The 21,440-nt window shown below is 30.1% G+C and carries 24 protein-coding genes, 1 tRNA gene and 2 pseudogenes; 21 read left to right on the top strand and 6 right to left on the bottom strand.

Going from position 1 to position 21,440, the window contains the following annotated elements:
• Position 1 precedes the first annotated feature (1 nt).
• From NMU03_RS12705 to NMU03_RS12750, 10 genes and pseudogenes are all read left to right on the top strand, one after another.
• Positions 2-1,198, top strand: coding sequence for an RnfABCDGE type electron transport complex subunit D (locus tag NMU03_RS12705; RefSeq protein WP_290138811.1), 1,197 nt, complete (start codon positions 2-4; stop codon positions 1,196-1,198).
• A complete protein-coding gene (locus tag NMU03_RS12710) occupies positions 1,156-1,851 on the top strand; it encodes an FMN-binding protein (RefSeq protein ID WP_290138813.1) in 696 nt (231 codons plus the stop codon). Before NMU03_RS12705 ends, NMU03_RS12710 begins: the two co-directional genes overlap by 43 nt.
• A 12-nt stretch (positions 1,852-1,863) precedes the next feature.
• Positions 1,864-2,388, top strand: coding sequence for an RnfABCDGE type electron transport complex subunit G (locus NMU03_RS12715; protein WP_290138814.1), 525 nt, complete (start codon positions 1,864-1,866; stop codon positions 2,386-2,388).
• Between the two features lie 13 nt (positions 2,389-2,401).
• Positions 2,402-3,055 (top strand): electron transport complex subunit RsxE, encoded by a 654-nt coding sequence (gene rsxE / locus NMU03_RS12720; protein ID WP_290138815.1) that lies wholly within the window; start codon positions 2,402-2,404, stop codon positions 3,053-3,055.
• Positions 3,046-3,618 carry an electron transport complex protein RnfA gene (locus tag NMU03_RS12725; protein ID WP_290138816.1) on the top strand — a complete coding sequence of 191 codons (573 nt, stop codon included), beginning with the start codon at positions 3,046-3,048 and terminating at the stop codon, positions 3,616-3,618. The genes rsxE and NMU03_RS12725 overlap by 10 nt, the downstream gene beginning before the upstream one ends.
• Positions 3,618-3,803: a hypothetical protein gene (locus NMU03_RS12730; protein ID WP_290138818.1), complete on the top strand. Its 186-nt coding sequence runs from the start codon at positions 3,618-3,620 to the stop codon at positions 3,801-3,803. The genes NMU03_RS12725 and NMU03_RS12730 overlap by 1 nt, the downstream gene beginning before the upstream one ends.
• Positions 3,793-4,056 carry a (Fe-S)-binding protein gene (locus NMU03_RS12735; protein ID WP_290138820.1) on the top strand — a complete coding sequence of 88 codons (264 nt, stop codon included), beginning with the start codon at positions 3,793-3,795 and terminating at the stop codon, positions 4,054-4,056. The genes NMU03_RS12730 and NMU03_RS12735 overlap by 11 nt, the downstream gene beginning before the upstream one ends.
• Positions 4,057-4,232: 176 nt before the next feature.
• A complete protein-coding gene (locus NMU03_RS12740) occupies positions 4,233-4,697 on the top strand; it encodes a MarR family winged helix-turn-helix transcriptional regulator (protein ID WP_290138821.1) in 465 nt (154 codons plus the stop codon).
• Between the two features lie 35 nt (positions 4,698-4,732).
• Positions 4,733-6,465 (top strand): annotated as a pseudogene (locus tag NMU03_RS12745) (ABC transporter ATP-binding protein).
• Positions 6,465-8,321 (top strand): ABC transporter ATP-binding protein, encoded by a 1,857-nt coding sequence (locus NMU03_RS12750; protein WP_435372908.1) that lies wholly within the window; start codon positions 6,465-6,467, stop codon positions 8,319-8,321. Before NMU03_RS12745 ends, NMU03_RS12750 begins: the two are co-directional and overlap by 1 nt.
• Before the next feature lie 159 nt (positions 8,322-8,480).
• Here NMU03_RS12750 and NMU03_RS12755 read toward each other — a convergent pair whose 3' ends face one another.
• From NMU03_RS12755 to NMU03_RS12770, 4 genes and pseudogenes are all read right to left on the bottom strand, one after another.
• A complete protein-coding gene (locus NMU03_RS12755) occupies positions 8,481-9,182 on the bottom strand; it encodes a DUF4825 domain-containing protein (RefSeq protein WP_290138823.1) in 702 nt (233 codons plus the stop codon).
• Entirely contained in the window at positions 9,137-9,652 is a 516-nt protein-coding gene (locus NMU03_RS12760; RefSeq protein ID WP_290138824.1) for a helix-turn-helix domain-containing protein, read from the bottom strand. Before NMU03_RS12760 ends, NMU03_RS12755 begins: the two co-directional genes overlap by 46 nt.
• 154 nt (positions 9,653-9,806) lie before the next feature.
• Positions 9,807-9,891, bottom strand: a tRNA-Leu gene (locus NMU03_RS12765).
• Between the two features lie 42 nt (positions 9,892-9,933).
• A pseudogene (locus NMU03_RS12770) lies at positions 9,934-10,505 on the bottom strand (DNA-3-methyladenine glycosylase I).
• A gap of 82 nt (positions 10,506-10,587) precedes the next feature.
• Here NMU03_RS12770 and NMU03_RS12780 point away from each other — a divergent pair.
• Together NMU03_RS12780 and NMU03_RS12785 are read left to right on the top strand one after the other, a co-directional pair.
• Entirely contained in the window at positions 10,588-11,910 is a 1,323-nt protein-coding gene (locus NMU03_RS12780; RefSeq protein ID WP_290138830.1) for an RsmF rRNA methyltransferase first C-terminal domain-containing protein, read from the top strand.
• A complete protein-coding gene (locus NMU03_RS12785; protein WP_290138832.1) occupies positions 11,907-12,359 on the top strand; it encodes an HD domain-containing protein in 453 nt (150 codons plus the stop codon). The genes NMU03_RS12780 and NMU03_RS12785 overlap by 4 nt, the downstream gene beginning before the upstream one ends.
• A gap of 10 nt (positions 12,360-12,369) precedes the next feature.
• Here the strand turns inward: NMU03_RS12785 and trxA are convergent, their stop codons facing one another.
• On the bottom strand, positions 12,370-12,678 hold the full coding sequence (gene trxA / locus NMU03_RS12790; protein ID WP_290138834.1) for a thioredoxin: 309 nt from the start codon (positions 12,676-12,678) through the stop codon (positions 12,370-12,372).
• Between the two features lie 543 nt (positions 12,679-13,221).
• Between trxA and NMU03_RS12795 the strand changes: the two genes are divergently transcribed.
• From NMU03_RS12795 to rpsD, 3 genes are all read left to right on the top strand, one after another.
• Entirely contained in the window at positions 13,222-14,049 is an 828-nt protein-coding gene (locus NMU03_RS12795; RefSeq protein WP_290138835.1) for an IS1096 element passenger TnpR family protein, read from the top strand.
• A complete protein-coding gene (locus tag NMU03_RS12800; protein WP_290138837.1) occupies positions 14,046-14,807 on the top strand; it encodes an alpha/beta hydrolase in 762 nt (253 codons plus the stop codon). Before NMU03_RS12795 ends, NMU03_RS12800 begins: the two co-directional genes overlap by 4 nt.
• A gap of 225 nt (positions 14,808-15,032) precedes the next feature.
• Complete coding sequence (rpsD, locus tag NMU03_RS12805; RefSeq protein WP_290138839.1) at positions 15,033-15,638, top strand: 30S ribosomal protein S4; 606 nt, start codon at positions 15,033-15,035, stop codon at positions 15,636-15,638.
• Between the two features lie 139 nt (positions 15,639-15,777).
• Here the strand turns inward: rpsD and NMU03_RS12810 are convergent, their stop codons facing one another.
• On the bottom strand, positions 15,778-16,188 hold the full coding sequence (locus tag NMU03_RS12810; RefSeq protein WP_290138840.1) for an IS110 family transposase: 411 nt from the start codon (positions 16,186-16,188) through the stop codon (positions 15,778-15,780).
• A gap of 961 nt (positions 16,189-17,149) precedes the next feature.
• Between NMU03_RS12810 and NMU03_RS12815 the strand changes: the two genes are divergently transcribed.
• From NMU03_RS12815 to NMU03_RS12840, 6 genes are all read left to right on the top strand, one after another.
• Positions 17,150-17,566: a hypothetical protein gene (locus tag NMU03_RS12815; protein WP_290138842.1), complete on the top strand. Its 417-nt coding sequence runs from the start codon at positions 17,150-17,152 to the stop codon at positions 17,564-17,566.
• 57 nt (positions 17,567-17,623) lie between these two features.
• Positions 17,624-18,307 carry an ATP-binding cassette domain-containing protein gene (locus NMU03_RS12820; protein ID WP_290138843.1) on the top strand — a complete coding sequence of 228 codons (684 nt, stop codon included), beginning with the start codon at positions 17,624-17,626 and terminating at the stop codon, positions 18,305-18,307.
• Entirely contained in the window at positions 18,304-19,359 is a 1,056-nt protein-coding gene (locus NMU03_RS12825) for a hypothetical protein (protein ID WP_290138845.1), read from the top strand. Before NMU03_RS12820 ends, NMU03_RS12825 begins: the two co-directional genes overlap by 4 nt.
• Positions 19,360-19,418: 59 nt before the next feature.
• Positions 19,419-19,613, top strand: coding sequence for a hypothetical protein (locus tag NMU03_RS12830; protein ID WP_290138846.1), 195 nt, complete (start codon positions 19,419-19,421; stop codon positions 19,611-19,613).
• On the top strand, positions 19,614-20,177 hold the full coding sequence (locus NMU03_RS12835) for an ATP-binding cassette domain-containing protein (protein ID WP_290138848.1): 564 nt from the start codon (positions 19,614-19,616) through the stop codon (positions 20,175-20,177). It begins immediately after the preceding gene.
• Positions 20,178-20,406: 229 nt separating this feature from the next.
• Entirely contained in the window at positions 20,407-21,402 is a 996-nt protein-coding gene (locus NMU03_RS12840; protein ID WP_290138849.1) for an ABC transporter permease family protein, read from the top strand.
• Positions 21,403-21,440 lie beyond the last annotated feature (38 nt).

The following is a 21,440-nucleotide window of genomic DNA, read 5'->3' on the forward strand; positions in this document are numbered from 1 at the left end:
GATGAAAATTACTTTACAAAGAACATCACCAAATTATCGCCAAAAACTCTCTACACATCGTATTATGAGAGAATTAACAATTGGTTTATTGGTGCTTGTTGCTTATTCTTTATATTTTTATTACTATAACTATACAACAAATGATGCCTTAATCCATGTGGCATTAATGTATGTTGTATCTGTTGTTGTTGCTTTAGCAACAGAAGTTGTATGGGCACTTGTCCATAAAGAAAATGTCTTAAATTATTTAAAAAATAGCTTTGCATGGGTAACAGCGATTATCTTTACATTAACATTACCTGCTGGAACTCCATTATATGTAACTGCTATTGGTTCATTTATTGCGATTTTCTTTGGAAAATTAGTATATGGTGGTTTTGGACACAATATCTTTAACCCAGCGTTAGTAGGGCGTGTGGTTGTACATTTAGCGTATGGAGCACAGCTTGTAGCGACTATTCCTGATAGTATTGATATAGTTTCTTCAGCGACTCCAACAACAATGTTAGCAGGAACTTCATGGTTAGGTGGAGATGCTTTCTCTTATACTTTAATGGATTTATTTTTAGGAAATCATACAGGAGCATTAGGAGAAACTTGTATCGCATTAATCCTTGTGGTTGGTGTTATCCTTGCCTTAAGACGTGTGTTTGATGCGAGAATTCCAGTGGCTTATATGGGTACAATTCTTGTCTTAAGTGAAGTCTTTGCTTTAGTGAATGGTTTAGATCCAATTACTTATCCAATTATTCATTTATGTTTAGGTGGAGCTATGTTTGGTGCTGTCTTTATGGCAACAGATCCAGTGACATCACCTTCAAGTCCATTAGGAAAAATTATTTATGGTATTTGTTTAGGATTTTTAACAATGATTATTCGTTTAAAAGCGAATTATCCTGAAGGTGTTTTATTCTCAATTTTAATGATGAATATGTTAACACCATTAATTGATTCATTTGTTTTAGGTAGAACAGACCAAAACGTTGGTAAACAATGGGCTTCTATTGGTGTGAGTTTAGTAGTGGCTATTGCTTGTGTCTTTGGTATTAGTACAGGTATTAAAAATGATATTGCTGCAGCTGAGCAAGAAGCTATTGAAGCACAAAAAGAAAAAGAAGAAGCTGAAAAGAAAAAGCTGAAGAAGAGGCTAATAAAGTGCAATGGACATATCTTGAAACAACAGATGATGGATATGTAATGCAAGTGAGTGGATTTGGTGGAACAGCAAATCCTATGAAAGTGGCAGTTAAAATTGATGGAGATACTGTATCTTCTGTAAAAGTTCTTGAATATGCAGGAGAAACTGCTGGATATGGTAAAGACTTGATTGAAGCGGGAACAGGTGGCGTTTTAAATGACAAAGCTAAAGCTTTCTATGATCAAATCTTAAATGGAAGTTTTGCCACAAGTGATGTGGATGGTATTGATACATCTACTGGAGCAACAATGACGACTAAAGGTATTGTCAATGCTATTAAAGGAGCTATTGAACAAGCTCAAAAAGCACCTGTTGTTGATGGGGATACTTACACTTATACTTTAACTGCGAGTGGATTTGGTGGAGAAGCTAATCCAATGAAAATCAAAGTTTCAGTTGATAAAGCTAAACAAACTGTAACAAAAGTGGAAATTGAAGAATATGCAGGAGAAACTGCTGGATATGGTAAAGATTTAATTGAAGCGGGAACAGGTGGCGTTTTAAATGATAAAGCCAAAACATTCCATGATAATGTTTTAAATGGTGAAACAAAATGGGATGATGTTTCTGGTATTGATACATCAACAGGAGCAACAATGACTTCTAAAGGTATTGTAAGTGCTATTCAAGAAGCCATTGATCAAACAAAGTAGGAGGAGAATAAGATGAAGAAAATTTTACAATTAACTGTTTTCCTTGCAATTGTTGCTGGCCTAGCTGGTGGAGCTTTATCATTTGTAAATGGCATGACTGATCCAATTATTCAAGAACAGAAAATTGCCAGTGTTAAGGAAAACTTAGTCAAAATTTATTCTGGTGGAGAAGAATTTAAGGCTTTAGAGGTTTCATTGAGTGATTATCCTGCTTTGGTTTCTGTATATGAAGCTGATAAAGGTGGTAGTGCCGTTGGTTATATTTATGAAACATCTGCACAAGGATATGGTGGTGCAGTGAAAGCTTTAATTGCTTTAGATAAAGATGGAACATATAAAGGATTACAGATTATCGATTGTACATCTGAAACAAAAGGTATCGGTGATCAAATTACTGGTGAATCATTTATTAATAGTGTTGTAGGAAAGAATATTGGTGATTCTGTTGATACAATTTCTGGAGCAACTTATTCTTCAAAAGCTGTTATTGAAGGAATTGATCAAGCTACACAACATTATAATGAAAACTATAAATAAGGAGGGAACATAGATGAAGAAATTTGATGTATTTAAAAAAGGATTATTTGCTGAAAATCCAATCTTTGTTTTATTGTTAGGTCTATGTTCATCCCTAGCAATTACAACTTCATTAACAAATGCGATTGGTATGGGAATGGCTGTTATTTGTGTTTTGTTGATGAGTAACTTTATTATTTCTTTATTAAGAAAAATCATTCCTAATGAAATTAGAATTCCAGTATTTATTGTTATTATTGCAACACTTGTTAAATGTGTGCAAATGATTATGAATGCTTATACACCTGCATTGTATGAATCTTTAGGTGTTTTCATTCCATTGATTGTTGTTAACTGTATTATTTTAGGAAGAGCTGAAAGTTTCGCTTCTAAAAATGGTGTAGTTGATTCAATTTTAGATGCTTTAGGAATGGGAATTGGATATACATTTGCAGTTGTCATTATTTCATTCTTTAGAGAATTGATTGGTACAGGTGGTTTATCATTATACAACCCATTTGATGCAAGTCAAATTATTTTCCAATTCAATTTCTTTGGTGATTATGCAGTTAGCTTGTTTACACAACCAGCTGGAGCTTTCATCACTTTGGGTACAATTCTAGCCTTTATTCAATTCTTAAAAGTAAGAAAAGCAAAGAAAGTGAGGTCAAATAGTTTATGGAATTAGTGAGTTTATTTATTGGATTAACGTTTGTTAATAACGTTGTATTAAGTAAGTTTTATGCTATTTGTCCATTGTTAGGTGTTTCTAAAAAACCTAAGAATGCTTTGAATATGGGATATGCTGTGACATTTGTTATTTTCTTAGCATCTATTATCACATATCTTATCTATTATCATGTATTAGTACCATTAAAAATTACTTATTTAGATTTAATTACATTTATTTTAGTCATTGCGTCTTTGGTACAATTTGTTGAAATGTTCTTAAAGAAAACAAGTCCAGAAATCTATAAATCTATGGGTGTTTATTTACCATTAATTACAACAAACTGTGCTGTACTTGGAGTTGCATTAGATAATATCAGTGCCGGATATACACTCATTGAAGCAATGGTAGCTGGTCTTGCTGTGCCAATTGGATTTACAATTGTTATTTATGTATTTGCGACAATTCGTGAAAGATTGGATATTGCCAATGTACCAGAAAGCTTTAAGGGAACACCAATTGCTTTAATTACAGCTGGTATTATGGCATGTGCTATTGCCGGAATCGCAGGTCTTGTTTAATGTCGATTTGGGCAATTATATGGCTAGTTATTTTAATAGCCATCTTTATTGGAACTTATTTATTAAATAAGCATACCCCTAAACCTGAGGGATGTGAAGATATGAGTGAATGTACAGGCTGCAATAATATTGCATGTTCTCATCATAATGCTCATCATAAGGAGGAAGTAAAAGATGCAAATTAGTGCTATATTCGCATTGCTTGTCATTGGTGCTGTACTTGGATGTGTTTTAGGTATTGCTAATCAATACTTGCGTGTAGAAGAAGATAATCGCATTGGTGATGTGACAGAAATGTTACCAGGTGCCAATTGTGGTGGATGTGGTTATCCAGGTTGTGCAGGTTTTGCTGGTGCTTTGGTTGAAGGAAACGCTCCAAAAGTCTCTGCGTGCGTTGTCAGCAATCAGGAAACAAGAGAAAAATTGCACAATATTTAAATGAAACACCTGGTCCAGATGGACAAACTGTAAAGGTTTCAATTTAATAAGTAGAAGGAATTGGCTTATAGTCAGTTCCTTTTTTGATAAAAATATTTTCTTTTTATTATCTCTTTACATTAAAAAAAATGTGTATTATAATACTGTTCGTAACCGAACAATAAGGAGGTGGTCATGTGTTTAGAGATCCTTTGGGATATCGTTTGAAAACATTAAGTAATCTGATGAAGAAAAATATGGATAAACATTTTGGTCCTCAACATGACCGTGCGACCATGATGCAAACATGGATTATTGGATTTGTTCAATTAAGAGATAGCGAAGGCAAAGACACATTTCAAAAAGATATTGAAGAAGAATTTTCTATTAATCGTTCAACAACTTCTGAAATGTTAACTTTGATGAGTAAAAGAAAACTAATTGAACGTGTTCCAGTTGATTATGATGGACGTTTAAAGAAGATTGTTCTGACACAAAAGAGTTTAGAAATTCATGAATGGATTAATCAGACAATGAAACAGGTTCATGAAAAATTGACTGAAGGTTTATCATCTGAGGAAATTGAAACTTTTATTCGTATTTCTGATAAGATGATTCACAATTTATCCAAAGATGATGTGAATCAAGAGGATAAAAATTGACTTGGTTACAAAATGTTTAGAAAAGGAGTGGTTAAATGGTTATTAAAACATTGATGAAACAAATTAAACAATATAAAAAGGATTCTTTTTTAACAATCTTTTTTGCTATTGTGGAAGTTATTTTAGAAATTTTGATTCCTTTAATGATGGCAAGAATTATTGATTTAGGAATTGAAGCGGAAATATCAATGCTGTGTATAAATACGGTTTGATCATGTTTGTGATTGCAATAGGAACATTATCAACAGGTTTCTTAGCTGGAAAATATGCTGCGAAAGCTTCAACAGGGTTTGCAGCTAATATAAGAGATGGAATGTATACGAATATTCAATCTTTTTCATTCTCTAATATTGATAAGTACAGTACAGCGGGGCTTGTGACACGTTTAACAACGGATATTACAAACGTTCAAATGGCTTATCAAATGATCATTCGTATGTGTATTCGTGCACCAATGAACTTAATCTGTGCTTTAACAATGGCTTTTATGATTAACCATGAATTAAGTTTAATCTTTGTAGGAGCTATGGGATTCTTGATTATTGTTTTAGGTTTTATTATGATTACAGCAACACGTTATTTTAATCAAGTTTTCCCTAAATATGATGATTTAAACGAAAGTGTTCAAGAAAATGTTGTCGCTATTCGTGTTGTCAAATCTTTTGTCAGAGAAAAATATGAAGATGAAAAATTTAAAAAAGCAGCGCAAAATATTTATCGTTTATTTGTAAAAGCAGAATCTATTCTGGCTTTAAATAACCCTGCTATGATGAGTGCGGTTTATGGATGTATTTTACTTTTATCATGGCTTGGAGCAAAAACAGTTGTTGGTGGAACACTTACAACTGGAGAATTAACAACACTATTTAGTTATATTATGAATATTTTGATGGCTTTAATGATGTTGTCTATGGCTTTTGTTATGATTACAATGTCATTTGCATCAGCAAGACGTATTGCTGAAGTATTGAATGAAAAATCAGATTTAGTTTCTCCTGAAAATGCTTTAAAAACAGTCAAAAGTGGTTCTGTTACATTTGATCATGTGACTTTTTCATATAAACATGGAACAGGTGAACCCGTTTTAAGAGATATTGATATTCATATTCACTCTGGTGAAACAATTGGTATTATAGGTGGAACTGGAAGTGCTAAAAGTACGCTTGTTAGCTTGATTAGTCGTCTTTATGACGTTGATCGAGGAAGTGTTATTGTTGGTGGAGAAGATGTTAGAAATTACGATTTGGAAGTTTTAAGAAATGAAGTTGCAGTGGTTTTACAAAACAATGTTTTATTCAGTGGAACAATCTTACAGAATTTAAAATGGGGTAATGAAAATGCGACTTTAGAAGAATGTCAGGAAGCTTGTCGTTTGGCATGTGCTGATGACTTTATTCAAGATTTCCCTGATAAATATAATACTTATATTGAACAAGGTGGTACGAATGTATCTGGTGGCCAAAAGCAACGTTTATGTATTGCAAGAGCCTTGTTAAAGAAACCAAAGATCTTAATCTTAGATGACTCAACAAGTGCTGTTGATACTGCAACGGATGCAAGTATTCAAAAATCATTTGATGAACGTATCCCTGATACAACGAAGATTATTATTTCGCAACGTGTTTCAAGTGTACAAAATGCTGATCGTATTATTGTTTTAAATGATGGTATCATTGATGATTTTGATTCACATGAAAACTTATTAAAAACAAGCGAAATTTATCGTACAATCTATGAAACACAAACAAAAGGGAAGGAGGAAGCATAATGAAAAAACAAAGTATCATGTTTCGTCTTTTAAAAGAAATATTTAAGCGTTATGGTGTGGCCATTGTGATTGTTTTGGTATGTATTATTGGACAATCTATCTGTACTGTGCAAGGAACAATGTTTATGCAAAGATTGATTGATGATTATATCATGCCATTAATTGGACAACCATCACCTGATTTCTCTGGATTATTTTCAGCTCTTAGTGTTATGGCTTGTTTCTTTGTTGCTGGAATTATCTTTGCTTATACTTATAACCGTATCATGGTAACTGTGACACAAGGGTTCTTACGTGATTTACGTGTAGATATGTTTGAACATATGGAATCATTACCAATTCGTTATTTTGATAGAACGACACATGGTGATATTATGTCAGTCTATACAAATGATATTGATACATTAAGACAATTGATTAGTCAGTCTATTCCGCAATTAACATCAAGTGCTATTACAATTGTGACAGTCTTTATTTCAATGTTAACACTAAATGTGACATTAACAGCTCTTAGTGTTGTGATGGTTTGTGTGATTCTTTTCATTTCTCGTTCAATTGGTAGTCGCTCAGCCAAATACTTTGTTAGACAACAGGAAACATTAGGAAAAGTCAATGGTTATATTGAAGAAATGATTTCAGGACAAAAAGTAGTTAAAGTCTTTAACCATGAAGAAAAAGCTATAGAAGGCTTTAGAAAAATTAATGAAGAATTAAGAGAAAGCTCATATCAGGCTAATAAATTTGCCAATGTGTTAATGCCTGTCACGATTCAGACAGGAAATATGTCTTATATTCTTTGCGCTGTTATTGGTGCAATTTTAGCCCTTAGTGGTTTTGATTCATCATTGACGATTGGAACACTTGTAGCATTTATGACTTTAAATAAAAGTTTTAACCAACCGATTGGACAAGTTTCTATGCAAATTAACTCTATTGCGATGGCACAAGCCGGAGCGAAACGTATCTTTGATTTATTAGATCAGGAAAGTGAGGTTGATGAAGGTTTTGTCACTTTATGTCGTGTGGAATTTGTTGATGGTCAAATGGTAGAAACAGATAAACGTACTGGACATTGGGCATGGCGTCATCCTCGACCAAATGGAGAAATTGAACTTGTGGAAATGAAGGGTGATTTAAAATTAGAAAATGTGGATTTCGGTTATTTTGATGATCATATGGTTTTACATGATATCAGTGTATTTGCAAATCCTGGTGAAAAGATTGCCTTTGTTGGAGCAACCGGAGCTGGTAAAACAACAATTACAAACCTTATTAATCGTTTCTATGATATTCAAAGTGGAACAATTACTTATGATGGTATAGATATTAAATTAATTAAGAAAGATGATTTGCGTCGTTCTTTAGGTGTTGTTTTACAAGATACACATCTATTTACAGGGACAGTTATGGATAACATTCGTTATGGACGTTTGGATGCAACGGATGAAGAATGCATTGAAGCTGCTAAATTAGCGAATGCTGATGCTTTCATTAAACACTTACCAAATGGTTATGAAACAATGTTGACAGGGGATGGAGCAAATCTTTCTCAAGGTCAACGTCAGTTAATTGCGATTGCGCGTGCTGCTGTTGCCAATCCTCCAGCATTAATCTTGGATGAAGCAACTTCATCTATTGATACAAGAACTGAAACACTTGTACAAAAAGGTATGGATGGATTAATGGAAGGTAGAACAACACTTGTTATTGCACATAGATTATCTACAATTAAAAACAGTGATTGTATTATGGTTCTTGAACATGGTCATATTATTGAAAGAGGAAATCATGAAACATTAATGCAACAAAAAGGAAAATACTATCAGTTATATACTGGTGCTATTGAAATGGATTAAGGTCAAAAGATCTTTCAGGTTGTTGACAAAGTTGGTTTTTCAAACTGACTTTGTTATACAACCTTTTATATTTCTTACAAAATTAAAAAAGAGTGATTTTAGGGATTTAATATCTAAAATCACTCATATTTTTAAATTTTCAAAATAAGTCGTTTTTCTTTATGTCTTATTTTTCTCAAACAAAGAAAACATTTCTACAATAAAGTCGTTATCATACATTTTTTGTTCAACATAATGATAAAAATTATCTTGATTCACAATATCATTGGTTTTGATTATTTCATAATCAGGATAATTTTCTTCTATGACTTGTCTTGTTATTTTATAATGACTGCCACTAAATTGGAAATCAATATATTCAAGATTATCAATAAGTGTAAACATCGACACAGCATTATAGACAAGTGATTTTTCAATGTAAAGATTTTGATTGTCATACCAATCTGTAAAATGATAGCTGATGATAATTCCATAATTTTGAGAATCAATTTCAAAGACATATCCATGTTCAGAAAGTGGTAAATGATCAATCAATGCTCCTGCATTACTGTTGTTTCCAATATAATGATTTTGATAATTGATGATATTGTCTATACCACTTTTTTCTCTATTAAATGGACTAATAGGAACGGTATCAATGGTATATTGTTTTTTTGTATCAATCACAAAATATTCATTAGGTGTATCTGCATTGATTTGATAGACATGATAAAATGGATTTTTATAGACGATGATTTTTGCGTTGTCCATAAATGTTGTTTCTGTAAAACATCTATAAATAGGTGGTCTTTTTGATGTTGATACACCCATAAAATCTATGATAAAAAAGTTGATAATGTAGCGAAAAATAAACAAATACAAATAAGTAATCTTCTTTTTAAAGATGATATTTTTAATTCTCTAAAGATACCAATGATAACGAATACCAGACCAATAATAGAATAAACAGCACCCCAGTTACTTTCCGGTTGACTGATTCTAAGTGCTAAAAAGCATAAATAAAGTCCTATCGCTATCATAAAAATAGAAATTTTTTTATGTTCATTTTGAATCTTTTTGGTACTATAATCTAGCGTATTGATAATGTTTTTTTCAGAATATTCAATAACTTTTTCTTGCTCAACAAACTCTCCAGCGAGCAGTTCATTAAGTGTAATATCTAATTCCTTGCTTAATGGTTCTAACATGGAAAGGTCGGGCATGTAATTTCCATTCTCCCAACGTGAGATGGTTTTATTGCTGACACCTAATTTAGCTCCTAGCTGTTCTTGCGTTAATCCCTTTTTCTTACGATTCAAAGCAATAAACGCACCAATTTTTTTGCTATTCATATTTATCATTCCTTTCACTCTTATATTAACGATTTTATATTTAAATGAACACCCCACAAATAGCAAATGTTAGTTTTTTTATGATATAAACAGATTTTTTATAAAAAAATAGTGAACATGATGTACCATGCTCACTATTTCATTGACTTTCAAATGGTGCCTGAGGTCGGACTCGAACCGACATGACAGAGGTCGCAGCATTTTGAGTGCTGTGCGTATACCAGTTTCGCCACTCAGGCAAATCAAATTGCTTATTTATTATATTATATATTTTTTAAAAATCAATAAAAATCGCAATTTATTTCATGATCATAAAAATCGCAATTTATTTCATGATCATTGTAAATACCGATAGCTTGTAAATAACTATATATAATTGTTGGTCCTACAAAACGGAAACCATGCTTCTTTAAATCTTTAGATATTTGGGTAGATAATTCATCAAAAGCGGGAATATCTTGAGATGATTGATAGTGATGTAAAACAGGTTTATGATGGACATAAGACCATATAAAATAATCAAAACTCCCATATTGTTTTTGAATATCAAGAAAAGCTTTGGCATTTGTAATAATGGCTTGCATCTTTAAATGATTTTTAATCAATCCTTCTGTATGCATAAGTTCATTGTATTTATTTTGATCATATAAAGCAATCAGATGATAATCAAAATGGTCTAATGCCTGTTCATAAAGGGGTTCTTTTTTAAAATAATATCCCAACTCAGTCCTGCCTGTAATCCTTCAAGTATTAGCATTTTATATAATTGTCTTTCATCATGTTCAGGTTTACCCCAGACATGATCATGATATTCTCTTAATCGTTCATTATAAGCCCATTGACATCTTTTCATAATCTCACCATTTTCTATTTTAACATATGATTTCTGGTTTACACAAACATTTTTCACTTGTATAATAAAAATGGTGAAAAAAATGAATGAAATATTTGAAAAAGAAATGCAAACAATTTTAAAAGATGAATATCAGGATTTTATGAAAGCTTTACAGCTTCCACCTGTCAAAGCCTTTTATCTTAATCCATTGAAGAAAAATGGTTTGAATTATTTCAATCAACAATATATTCAACCCCATCCTGTTGTAGATGGAGGCTATTATTTTGATTATGAAAAATATCCATTAGGGAAATCTCCGTTCTTTTCTTGTGGACTTTACTATATTCAAGAACCAAGTGCAATGTTAGTCGCTGATTTCTTGGATGTGCAAGCAGATGATTATGTTTTAGATATGTGCGGGGCACCTGGAGGAAAAAGTTGTGCTATAGCCAGTCGTTTATCTAATCAAGGCTTAATGATTACTAATGATATCAATACTTTACGTGCGAAAATTTTATCTGAAAATATTGAAAGATTTGGGTTAAAAAATACCATTGTGACAAATAGTGATCCTGTTCAATTCACGAAAATATTACCTGAATTTTTTGATAAAATTATTTTAGATGCACCATGTAGTGGGGAAGGGATGTTTCGTAAAGATGATCAAGCAATTGAAACATGGTCGCCACAAAAAGTACAAGAGTGTGCTTATATCCAAAGACAACTACTTGATTATGCAATGGGGTTATTAAAACCTGGTGGAACATTAATTTATTCAACATGTACATATAATACTGTTGAAAATGAAAATCAGATTCATTATCTTTTAAGCCATTATGATTGTCATTTAAAGCCACTACCAAGAAGTCACGGGATGGCAAATGGAATCGGTTTAGATGGTGTAATTCGCTTATATCCACATCGTTATCATGGGGAAGGGCATTTTATTGCTTGTATTCAAAAAAATGGTCAACCTGAAAAAAGAAAATATAAACCTATGAAATCCCGTATTTCAAAACAGAATCAAAAACTTGTAGATGATTTTTATAAACAATATTTGAATATTCCAACACCTCATTATTTATATGATAATCAAAATCATATATATGCCCTGCTACCTCAGTTTCCTGAACTTCAAGGTATTCGTGTGTTAAGAAATGGATTATATTTAGGAGAATGTAAAAAGAATCGCTTTGAGCCAAGTTTAGCATTAGCTTTAACACTTACAATACCTGATGTGAAACAATATTATCGTTATCATGAAAAAGATAGTGAAGTCAAAAAGTATTTACATGGTGAAGCCATTCCAGGAGGTCATCAAAAAGGATATGGTGTTATTTTTGTAGAAGATTATCCTTTGTCTTTTTATAAAGAGAGTCAAGGTTTGGCTAAGAATTTATATCCAAAGGGGTTAAGAAGATGAATCGTTATGAAAATTTAAAAGATTATTTCTTTATGCAAATAGATGAAAAATGTCATGGTATGTATAAACAAAGAGCCTTGTTGCATAGTATTCAAGTCAGTACGTTATGTCAAAAACTAGCTTTAGAAAAACATCTTAATGTTGAATTGGCTGGGATCATGGGATTATTTCATGATTATATTCAATTTACACAACATTCTTCTTTTCAACATGGCGTTCGTTGTAAAGAATGGATTGAAAATATTTTAGATGATTTTTCTCAGGAAGAAAAACAAATTATCCAACAAGCTATTGGACATCATAGTGAAAAAGACAAACTCCATGATTTATATAGCGAAATATTAAAAGATGCTGATGTTTTGGCACAGTATTTTGCTGAAATGGATATGGTGTTATCAGATACAAATCAAAAAAGAATAAAAAAATATCTCCCAGATGATTCAATCTAGGAGATTTTCTTTATTTTAACATACTTTCTAAAGTGTCATAAGGCACAAAACCAAGTTGACGATTAACAGCTTGTCCGTTTTTGAAAACAATAAGTGTTGGAATAGATTGAACACCAAATTGCATTGCAAGTGATGCTTCTTGATCAACATCTACCTTCACAACTTTTGCTTCTGGGTGTTCACTTGCTAATTTATCAATACTTGGAGCTAACATTTTGCATGGACCACACCAGTTAGCAAAGAAATCAACAAGGACTAAATCATTTTGTGCAACAACATCTTGAAATTCTTGACTATTAACATGTAAAACTTTTGACATATCTTTACGCCTCCTCTATTTTATTATAGTATTCTTTTTTGATTACATACAGAGTTTAACATATGAATTACACTTTTACAATTTATATGCTTATGTAAAATACAAAACAGAAAGAGTTTATTAAACTTTGGTGAATGATTTTCAATCATTTAGAAGTTTTCTATCACGTTCATATATACAAAAGTATTGTTTATTGCTCAATGACATTTACATTTTTTTGAATCTTTCTTGGTAGTCAATAAGAATTCTTATTCACTAAAAATATGAAAATTATTGATGTTTAACAGATTTAAAATTGATGTTATCCTCATTTATGCATTGATAACAAATTGATAATGCTTTTCAAAAGTATAGGCATGAATAGATTTTCTTCTTTTATAGAAATATTGATTGAAAATTTGATGAATTGTGATAAATTTTGACAGATATCAACAAATCATGATTTAAGAAATTGACGAATAAATAAAAAAATGAGATAAAATTATACAAAATTCTATCATTATTTTAGAATTACTGTAAAATGTAAGCAGGAGGTGTAGAAATATGTTGATGGAACGTGTTTTTCAATGTGTGGATGATATTTATGATGATATCATGAAAGAAGGGTCACAAGACTTAAAACAGAAAATACAGGAATTAGAAAATGTTGTTGGTACAAATCATCCTGAAATTTTGAAGAAAGGAATTATGCTTTCAATGACATTTTGCTTGAATCAACTTCAATTCCATGATGAATTATTTGAAGCGTTATTGATAGATAACATAGATTATATGATTGAAAATATTCCAGATATGAAAAAATCAATTCAATTACAAGTTTCTTTAAGAGGTTTAGAACAGCATGTTCATCGTCAAATTGTTTTACCATATTATATGACACTAGCTGATATGGCTTATGCTATTTTGGCGATTTTTCAGGCTGATGGAAGTCATTTGTTTTCTATTGAATGCCAACAAGGAAGATTTGGCTGTGAACAATGTGATGAGGAAATGATTGATGATTATGCAGCCAATGTTTTCTTGAATGATTTGCAGTTGAAAAAAGGAAGTCAATTGTCTTTATGGTATGATTTTGGTGATGATTATTTCTTTGATATTCAAGTCATTCATATTCAAACAGAATCAGATTTAAATGAGATAGGGGATGGTCAAATTCTTTCTGGTCAAGGCTATGGTATTTGGGAAGATGAACATGCTTTATTAGAAATGTATTATAAGGATTATGATGAATTTATTGAAAAGATTCATGATTTTGGATTAGATGAAGATGATTTTATATTTGATGATTTTGATGTAGACGTTGCTAATGAAATGTTTTTAGAAGATTTTGAATTTTTAAGACGTAATTATGAGGATAGTGAATCAATATGATAGAAAAATTGCATATACAGTTTGAGGCGATGAACAGTTTACGTACAATTCATGTATATTTACCACCATTTTATCATGAAAGTCAGGAACGTTATCCTGTTATATATATGTATGATGGACATAATTTATTTCATGATGAGAATGCCACTTATGGTTATTCATGGCATATGGAAGAATTTTTAGACCAATATGATAAACCATTTATCGTTGTTGGCATTGAATGTCCACATGAGGGAAATCAGCGTTTAGAGGAATATTGCCCTTATGATGTAGAAAATAGCTTTTTAGGAACGATTCATGGTTATGGACAGCTTTTTATGGATTTTGTGGTAGAGGTTGTCAAACCTTATATAGATAACCATTATCGTACCATTCCATTTCGTGAATGTACGATGATTGGTGGGAGTTCAATGGGTGGTTTAATGTCCTTATATACAATCATTGCTTATAATCAGTATTTTTCTAAAGCAGCTTGTTTATCTAGTTCAATTGGTATATGTATGGATGCTTTAACTAATGAAATGAATCAACATGATTTAAATGTCGATACACGTGTTTATTTAAGTTGGGGTAGTGAAGAAAGTAGAAACAAACGTGGTTTAGCCTATGCATCAATGCATAATCTTGAAATATCCCATTTATTGAATCAAAAACATATCATGACTTATCCTTATTTACAGGTCAATGGTCGTCATAGTGAACAGTCATGGCAACAGCAAATTCCTATATTTATGGATTATTTGTGGAAATCAAAGTAAAAAATTTGTGGAAATCAAAGTAAAAAATGTTTGACAATATCAAAGAAATTGCTATAATGTACTAGTGCAATAAATGATAGCAGCACATAGAGGGTTAGCCCATGCGTTTGTGACAATGGGATGTAGAGTATCTTGCTGCAAAGAGAAATACTTAATGCAAACACACCCTAACTGATCTATGCATGTTATTGTTTTATGCCAAATAAAACAATAGGAGGAAAGAAAATGTCACGTTATACTGGACCACAATGGAAAAAATCTAGACGTTTAGGTTTTTCTACATTAGAAACTGGTAAAGAATTATCAAGAAGACCATATGCACCTGGTCAACATGGTCAAAAAAGAAAAAAATTAACAGAATATGGATTACAATTAGCTGAAAAACAAAAAGTAAGACATATGTATGGAGTGAATGAAAAACAATTCCATAATACTTTTAAAAGAGCAGGAAAAATGGAAGGAGTTACAGGTTACAATTTCTTCTGTTTATTAGAATCAAGATTAGACAATATGGTTTATAGATTAGGTTTTGCAACAACAAGAAGACAAGCAAGACAATTAGTAAACCATGGTCATATCTTATTAAATGGAGTGAAAACTGATATTGCTTCATGTCAAGTAAAAGTTGGAGATGTTATTTCTGTAAAAGAACGTTCTCGTTCATTAGAAATCATCAAAAATGCTTTAGCATCTCAAACTCATGTACCAGGATTTGTTGAAGTTGATGCTGATAAAATGGAAGGTAAATATTTAAGATTACCTGAAAGATCAGAATTAAATCAAGAAATCAATGAATCATTAATCGTAGAATACTACAACCGTTTAGGATAAGAGATTCACATCAAAAGTGTTGGACTTATGTTCAATGCTTTTTTTGTTTTATTTGCAATCGTCAATATAAATAACATTATTTAACAATAACTTCTTGTTTGTATAATATAACTATCCAATTATATTAATCTGCGGTTTTTCATCTAAATTGATTTTGTAGGGTTTTCGGTTTAACAACATGAACTGCCTTATAGGAATTGTGCATTAAATTTGTCGCAATATTAAAGGCATCCATTTTGTCATTTTTGATCTTTTTGTTCTTGACTGATCCATGCATGGTTGAAGGTGCAAGGCTGACACATGGAATATCATGAAAGTTAAGATCATGATATAAGGAAAATCCCAAGCATCTAGCTTCATATCCTGCTAGGATTTTAGTATCTTCCCCGATTCCTGATTTTTCCTTGACAGATTCAATGAATCTCAATACATTTTTAATGTTAGCTTCACATTTTGCTTGACCTAATATTTCTCCTGTTGAATTGAAAATTGCACATAAACTGTATGTATTTTTATGGACAGCCATCCCAATATAGATTATACTTTTCATAGTGATCTCCTATTACCGTTGTGGCATCGAATTTCATAATTTTTTTCCACAAATCTTATTATGAATCGTAATCCACGTTTTGGCAAGTAGGAGGTCACTTCATATTATCTGTAAATTTATCGCATATAGAATACTACAATGGCTATATTAAATAAAATGATTGATTTTTAATCACGATATTTGACATAGCTGTTTTAATTAATTTGAATAATTTTATTATTTTTTGAATCAAATAATTGATTGGAGTCATATTTATAAAAATCTGTTTTTATCAACAAATGTTTAATTCAAATATTTTTGATAAATTGGATATGGTACTCATACATTACTCATCATTATTACTCTTAAATATATTAAATACTTTTAATTTAAACGATAAAGTGATATAATTTAAATAGATAAATCAACGTGTTTTAATTATTAGCAAGGCATAGCTAATATTTGATTTTATGCTATATCAAACAAATAATAATAAAAATAATTTTAATAACTTTTTTAATCTTGATACTTTGAGCTATAGATAAAAGGATTTTTAATTTATGGAGGTGAGATTTATAATAGAAAAGATTTAGATTGTAGATTTAATATTTAATATAAATGCTCTTTTTGAACAAAACTGTCTAACAGCTGAAAATTCGATTATGTATAGCAGAAATAAAGACTTTATCGGTATTTATGTAAATGACATATTAAAAAATAATTAACTATATATTTAAGAGACTGGATTTTAGCAAAATAAATATTAAACTAGTTATAATATGTTTTGAATTTATATAATGTATATTCGGCAGTTGGAAGGTTACTAAAATTTCTAAATAAACATTGCATCCAATTTATCTATTTCTTAAATGAGTTATATTCATTAAAATTTAAAGAAACAAGTATATTATGTGCTTCAAAAAAATTATAAGATTTGAATTTATTTTGAATATTAAAATTTTAATAAAAGGAAGTGATTATTATGATTAGAAATAAATTGTTTAAATTGGGTGTGTCCATTTTTACTGTATGTTCTTTGTTGTTGAGTTTTTACATTAATCCTGTTGTTGCTGGTGATGTAAAGACTATTGAACCAAGAGCTGTTGAAAGATATACTAAAAGTGTGAATGTTGCTTGTCATGATCCTAGTTGGGGATATTTTACTGTCACTGCTACAATTTCTCACAATATGACAACTGGACGTTTTACTCTTGATTCGGCAAAGGCAACGAGTCATTTTAATTTGTCATGGCCTGGAGTAACATACAAAAGTTTTTCTACAAGTCCGGCAGTAGGAAGCATTATTAATGGTTCATCTATTAAAGTTACAGTTTATTATACAAATATTTTTGACCTTAGTAGTACAACTTATAGTGCTTCTGATTATATTTATTTATAGAAGAAAAGCAGTAGTGATTTTTCATCACTACTGTTTTCATAAGAGAGGTGAATGGATGTGTTAAAGATTGATAAATTAAATATTGTTTATAATAATCACAAAAAGATTTATGAAGATGTTTCTGTTGAAATTCCTCATTCTTCTTTCGTTTCACTCACAGGAGTCAGTGGCTCAGGTAAGACAACATTTCTTAAATTTATTCTTGGTGAAATTAAAGATGCAAGTGGTTTGTTTATTTATGATGATCAAATTATTGATGAATCAAATAAAGATAGTTTCATTTTTAACGAAGTGAGTTATATAGATCAAGAAGGTCATTTCTTTGAAAATATGAGTATAAAAGATTATTTTGAATTTGAATGTCAAATTCATGGTGTGACTTTTTCTAAAGAAGAAATGATAAAATGTCTTGAACAGGTACAATTAAAAAATATAGTGTATCATAAATCACCAAAACTATTATCTACCGGAGAAAGAAAAAGATTTTTTATATCTGTAGCACTTATGATTAAGAAAAATATTTTGCTTATAGATGAACCAACGGCATCCCTTGATTATCATCATAAAACCATTTTGTTAGATATTCTTCAAAAATTATCTCATCAAGGTATGACTGTTATTGTGACAACGCATGATGAAGATGTTCTTGAGGCGGCTCAATTTATTTATGAAATTCAAGATTATAAATTGATTGAGAAGAAATCACAAAATATTGTAGAGAAACCGATCCATAAAAAATGAAGATACCACAATTTATCAATTATGTTAAATATAAATCATTGAAACTTAAACTTTTATTTATCATCTGTATATGTATTGGTGGTGCTTCAATAGGATTTATTTCTCAAAATATAGCGACCTTCATATTATTAAATACAACAACGCAAATGAGTGAAGTTTTAGAAGATACTAATTTGTTTTTAGTCAAAAAATTAGAACCTAGGTATATTCTTGAAAATTCAAATATTTTTGATTATCATCCTTTTTCAGAAGAAATAGATTACATTTCAAAAGACGAATTGACAAAAATTCAAAATATTCCAGGAGTAAAAAATATCTTACCATGCATAGACGTACGAAAGGCTGATCAAATGGTTCCCTTTAGTCTTTATCAAAATAATCAATTTGTTAAATTAATTGAGCCTATTGCTACAACATCCCAGACATATCAACGTTATATTTATTTATCAGTTTATTATCCTGAGGAACATATTTTAAACAATGGGGATAATATGGAAGGAATCTATATTAATAATATTTTATACAATATGATGGAAACACAAGTTGATTCATTAAGTTCTATGGATCAGCTCTCTATTGGTTTGAATGTTCTGATGATAGAAGATTATGAAAGATCAATGACTGAAGAAAAAATGTTACAAATGAATCCCATAATAAACAAAAAACAGATTACTGTTCCTATTGATGTTCATAAAATTCTTGATGCTACAAATGTATTAGATACAAGACATCAAGAAGAAGGATGTATTTATATTCCTATAGATATGTTTGAGGCAATGTATAATGATGGAAAAGAGTATCCAACAAGACAATATCAAATTATTTGTGAAGCAGGTAAAGAGGAAGATATTAAAATGGAAATTGAAAATATGGATAATCTTTATTATGCATCCAATTTAGCATTATCTAATCATGAATACGTTCAGTTTTTTCAAAAACATAATCAAACAAATCAATCTCTAACTTTGGTTATCTCTTTGATTTTATGCTTAGCTTTATTTATGTTAATTTATGCATATTGTCAAATCAGAAAAAAGAGATTTCTTTATTAAAAAGAGAAGGAATTCATCAAAAAACTATCAAAAAATATTTAAGTAGAGATTTTCTTTATATGTCTATTGGATGGTTGATATTGGCCATTGGATGGATTGGTATTTATGGTTTTTACTTTTTATCATTAATGTATATGTCTATTTCATTGTCTTTATATATTGCTATTGCAATTATTATCGCTTTATCTGTGATAGGTTTTGTCTATATGTTATCTTCACTAATGATAAGAAAGAATATAAAGGATGTGAGTTAAATGATTCATATCAAAAATATACAACTTTCATTTCCTTCAAAAGTACTAATAGAATCAGGAAATATGGAAATTCCATATGGACAAATTACAGGAATTATAGGTGAAAGTGGTACAGGGAAAACAGCGTTATTACAAGAAATAGGGCTTTTAAAAAAGGACTGTTCATTTGATTATGTTTTTGATGATATGCATCTTCATGAATATGATGATAATCAACGTGCTATGGTTAGATGTCAAAATATATCATTCATATATCAGGAAGTTTGTTTCTTTCAAAAAATGAGTCTAAGAGAGAATATTGAGTTTTTTGCAATGCTTGCTCATAAATCATTAACTGAGGAAGACATTTACAAATTATTAGATATGGTTCATTTGGACTTCGATCTTTCAACATCTATTGAAACACTTTCTGGAGGAGAAAAACAGCGATTAGCCATTTTATGTGGACTGATTAGAGAAGCAGATTTGTTTATTTTTGATGAACCAACTTCTTATTTGGATGCTACAAATACAGCAATTATTATAGAGCTTCTTAAAGATTTAGCTTATCAAAAGAAAAAATGATTTTGGTAGCAACACATGATCAACGTATTATTAATATTTTTGATAATATTTATCAAATTGATTTTTTGAAATTAAATCTTTTAAAAAAAGCAGAAGATAATCATATAAAACATACTCACTCGTCTTTTAGAGTACCTTTTAAGATTTTAAAAAATATCTTTATTTAACTTATTTTAGATATAAATCAAAATTTATAATGATTTTTTTAACAACGAGTATAATTTGCACATTGCTTTCTCTTATATTAACATATTCAAAAAATTATCAATCCATTATGGGTGCTCCTTTACTGGATATTTTACATCATGAAGTGACTATCATAAAAAATGAATATCAAATGATAACCCCTTATGAACAGGCACTTATTGAAAGAAATCTTATAGATTATGAAGTTTATAATGGATATATTTATAATGTATCCATTGGTTCTACAAATGTATCTTTAAAAGCATATTATCCTCATGAAAAAGAAACTCTTCCTACAATAAAAGAAGAATTTTTCACGGCTTCTTTTTACAATAAGCAAGTAGAAGATATTTATTTGAGTTATGAACTTTATCATACCCTTTTAAATAATTTTGATTCTTTGATATTGACAAATCAACAACACCAAAATATTGAAATTCAACCAAATAAAGTTTTGAATCCACACTTTGATTTATCTTTAAGTATATATCTTCCTTATGAAAATTTTATGGAATATCTTTATGCAACTGATGTGGATTTATCTCAGGAAAATGTGCAATCTATTTATGTTCATATACAAAATCTTTCAGATATTCAAGATATTCAAAAAAGACTTCCTGAAGATTATGAAATCCTTAATGAAAATAATTTGATGTTTCATATTAATTCTGCAAAACTTTTTGATTCAAATTATATTTTGATGATAGCTATTGTTGTATTCATTGCGTTTGTTATTTATAAAATATATAGATTAATGCGGGAACAACGAAATATAGCATTATTTTCATCGTTAGGTATAAGCTATTCACAATTGATAAAAATGCTTGTCTATAAAGAAGGTATTAATTTTCTCTTTTCTTTCATTTTCAGTTGTATTATGAGTTTTCTTGTATTGTTTTTGCTTGATTTATTGTCATTTCATACATGGGGTTATATGCTTTTGATGTCTGCCTTTTGTTTGATAATGATATTCATGATTATTGTCATTTCATTTTGTATTCTATTGAAACTGATTCCTCTATATAAACTATTAAAATAGCAATTATAATAATGAGTATAAAATTCATTTTATAATAT

The sequence above is a fragment of the Allocoprobacillus halotolerans genome, assembly GCF_024399475.1.
In the GTDB taxonomy this organism is placed as follows: domain Bacteria; phylum Bacillota_I; class Bacilli_A; order Erysipelotrichales; family Coprobacillaceae; genus Allocoprobacillus; species Allocoprobacillus halotolerans.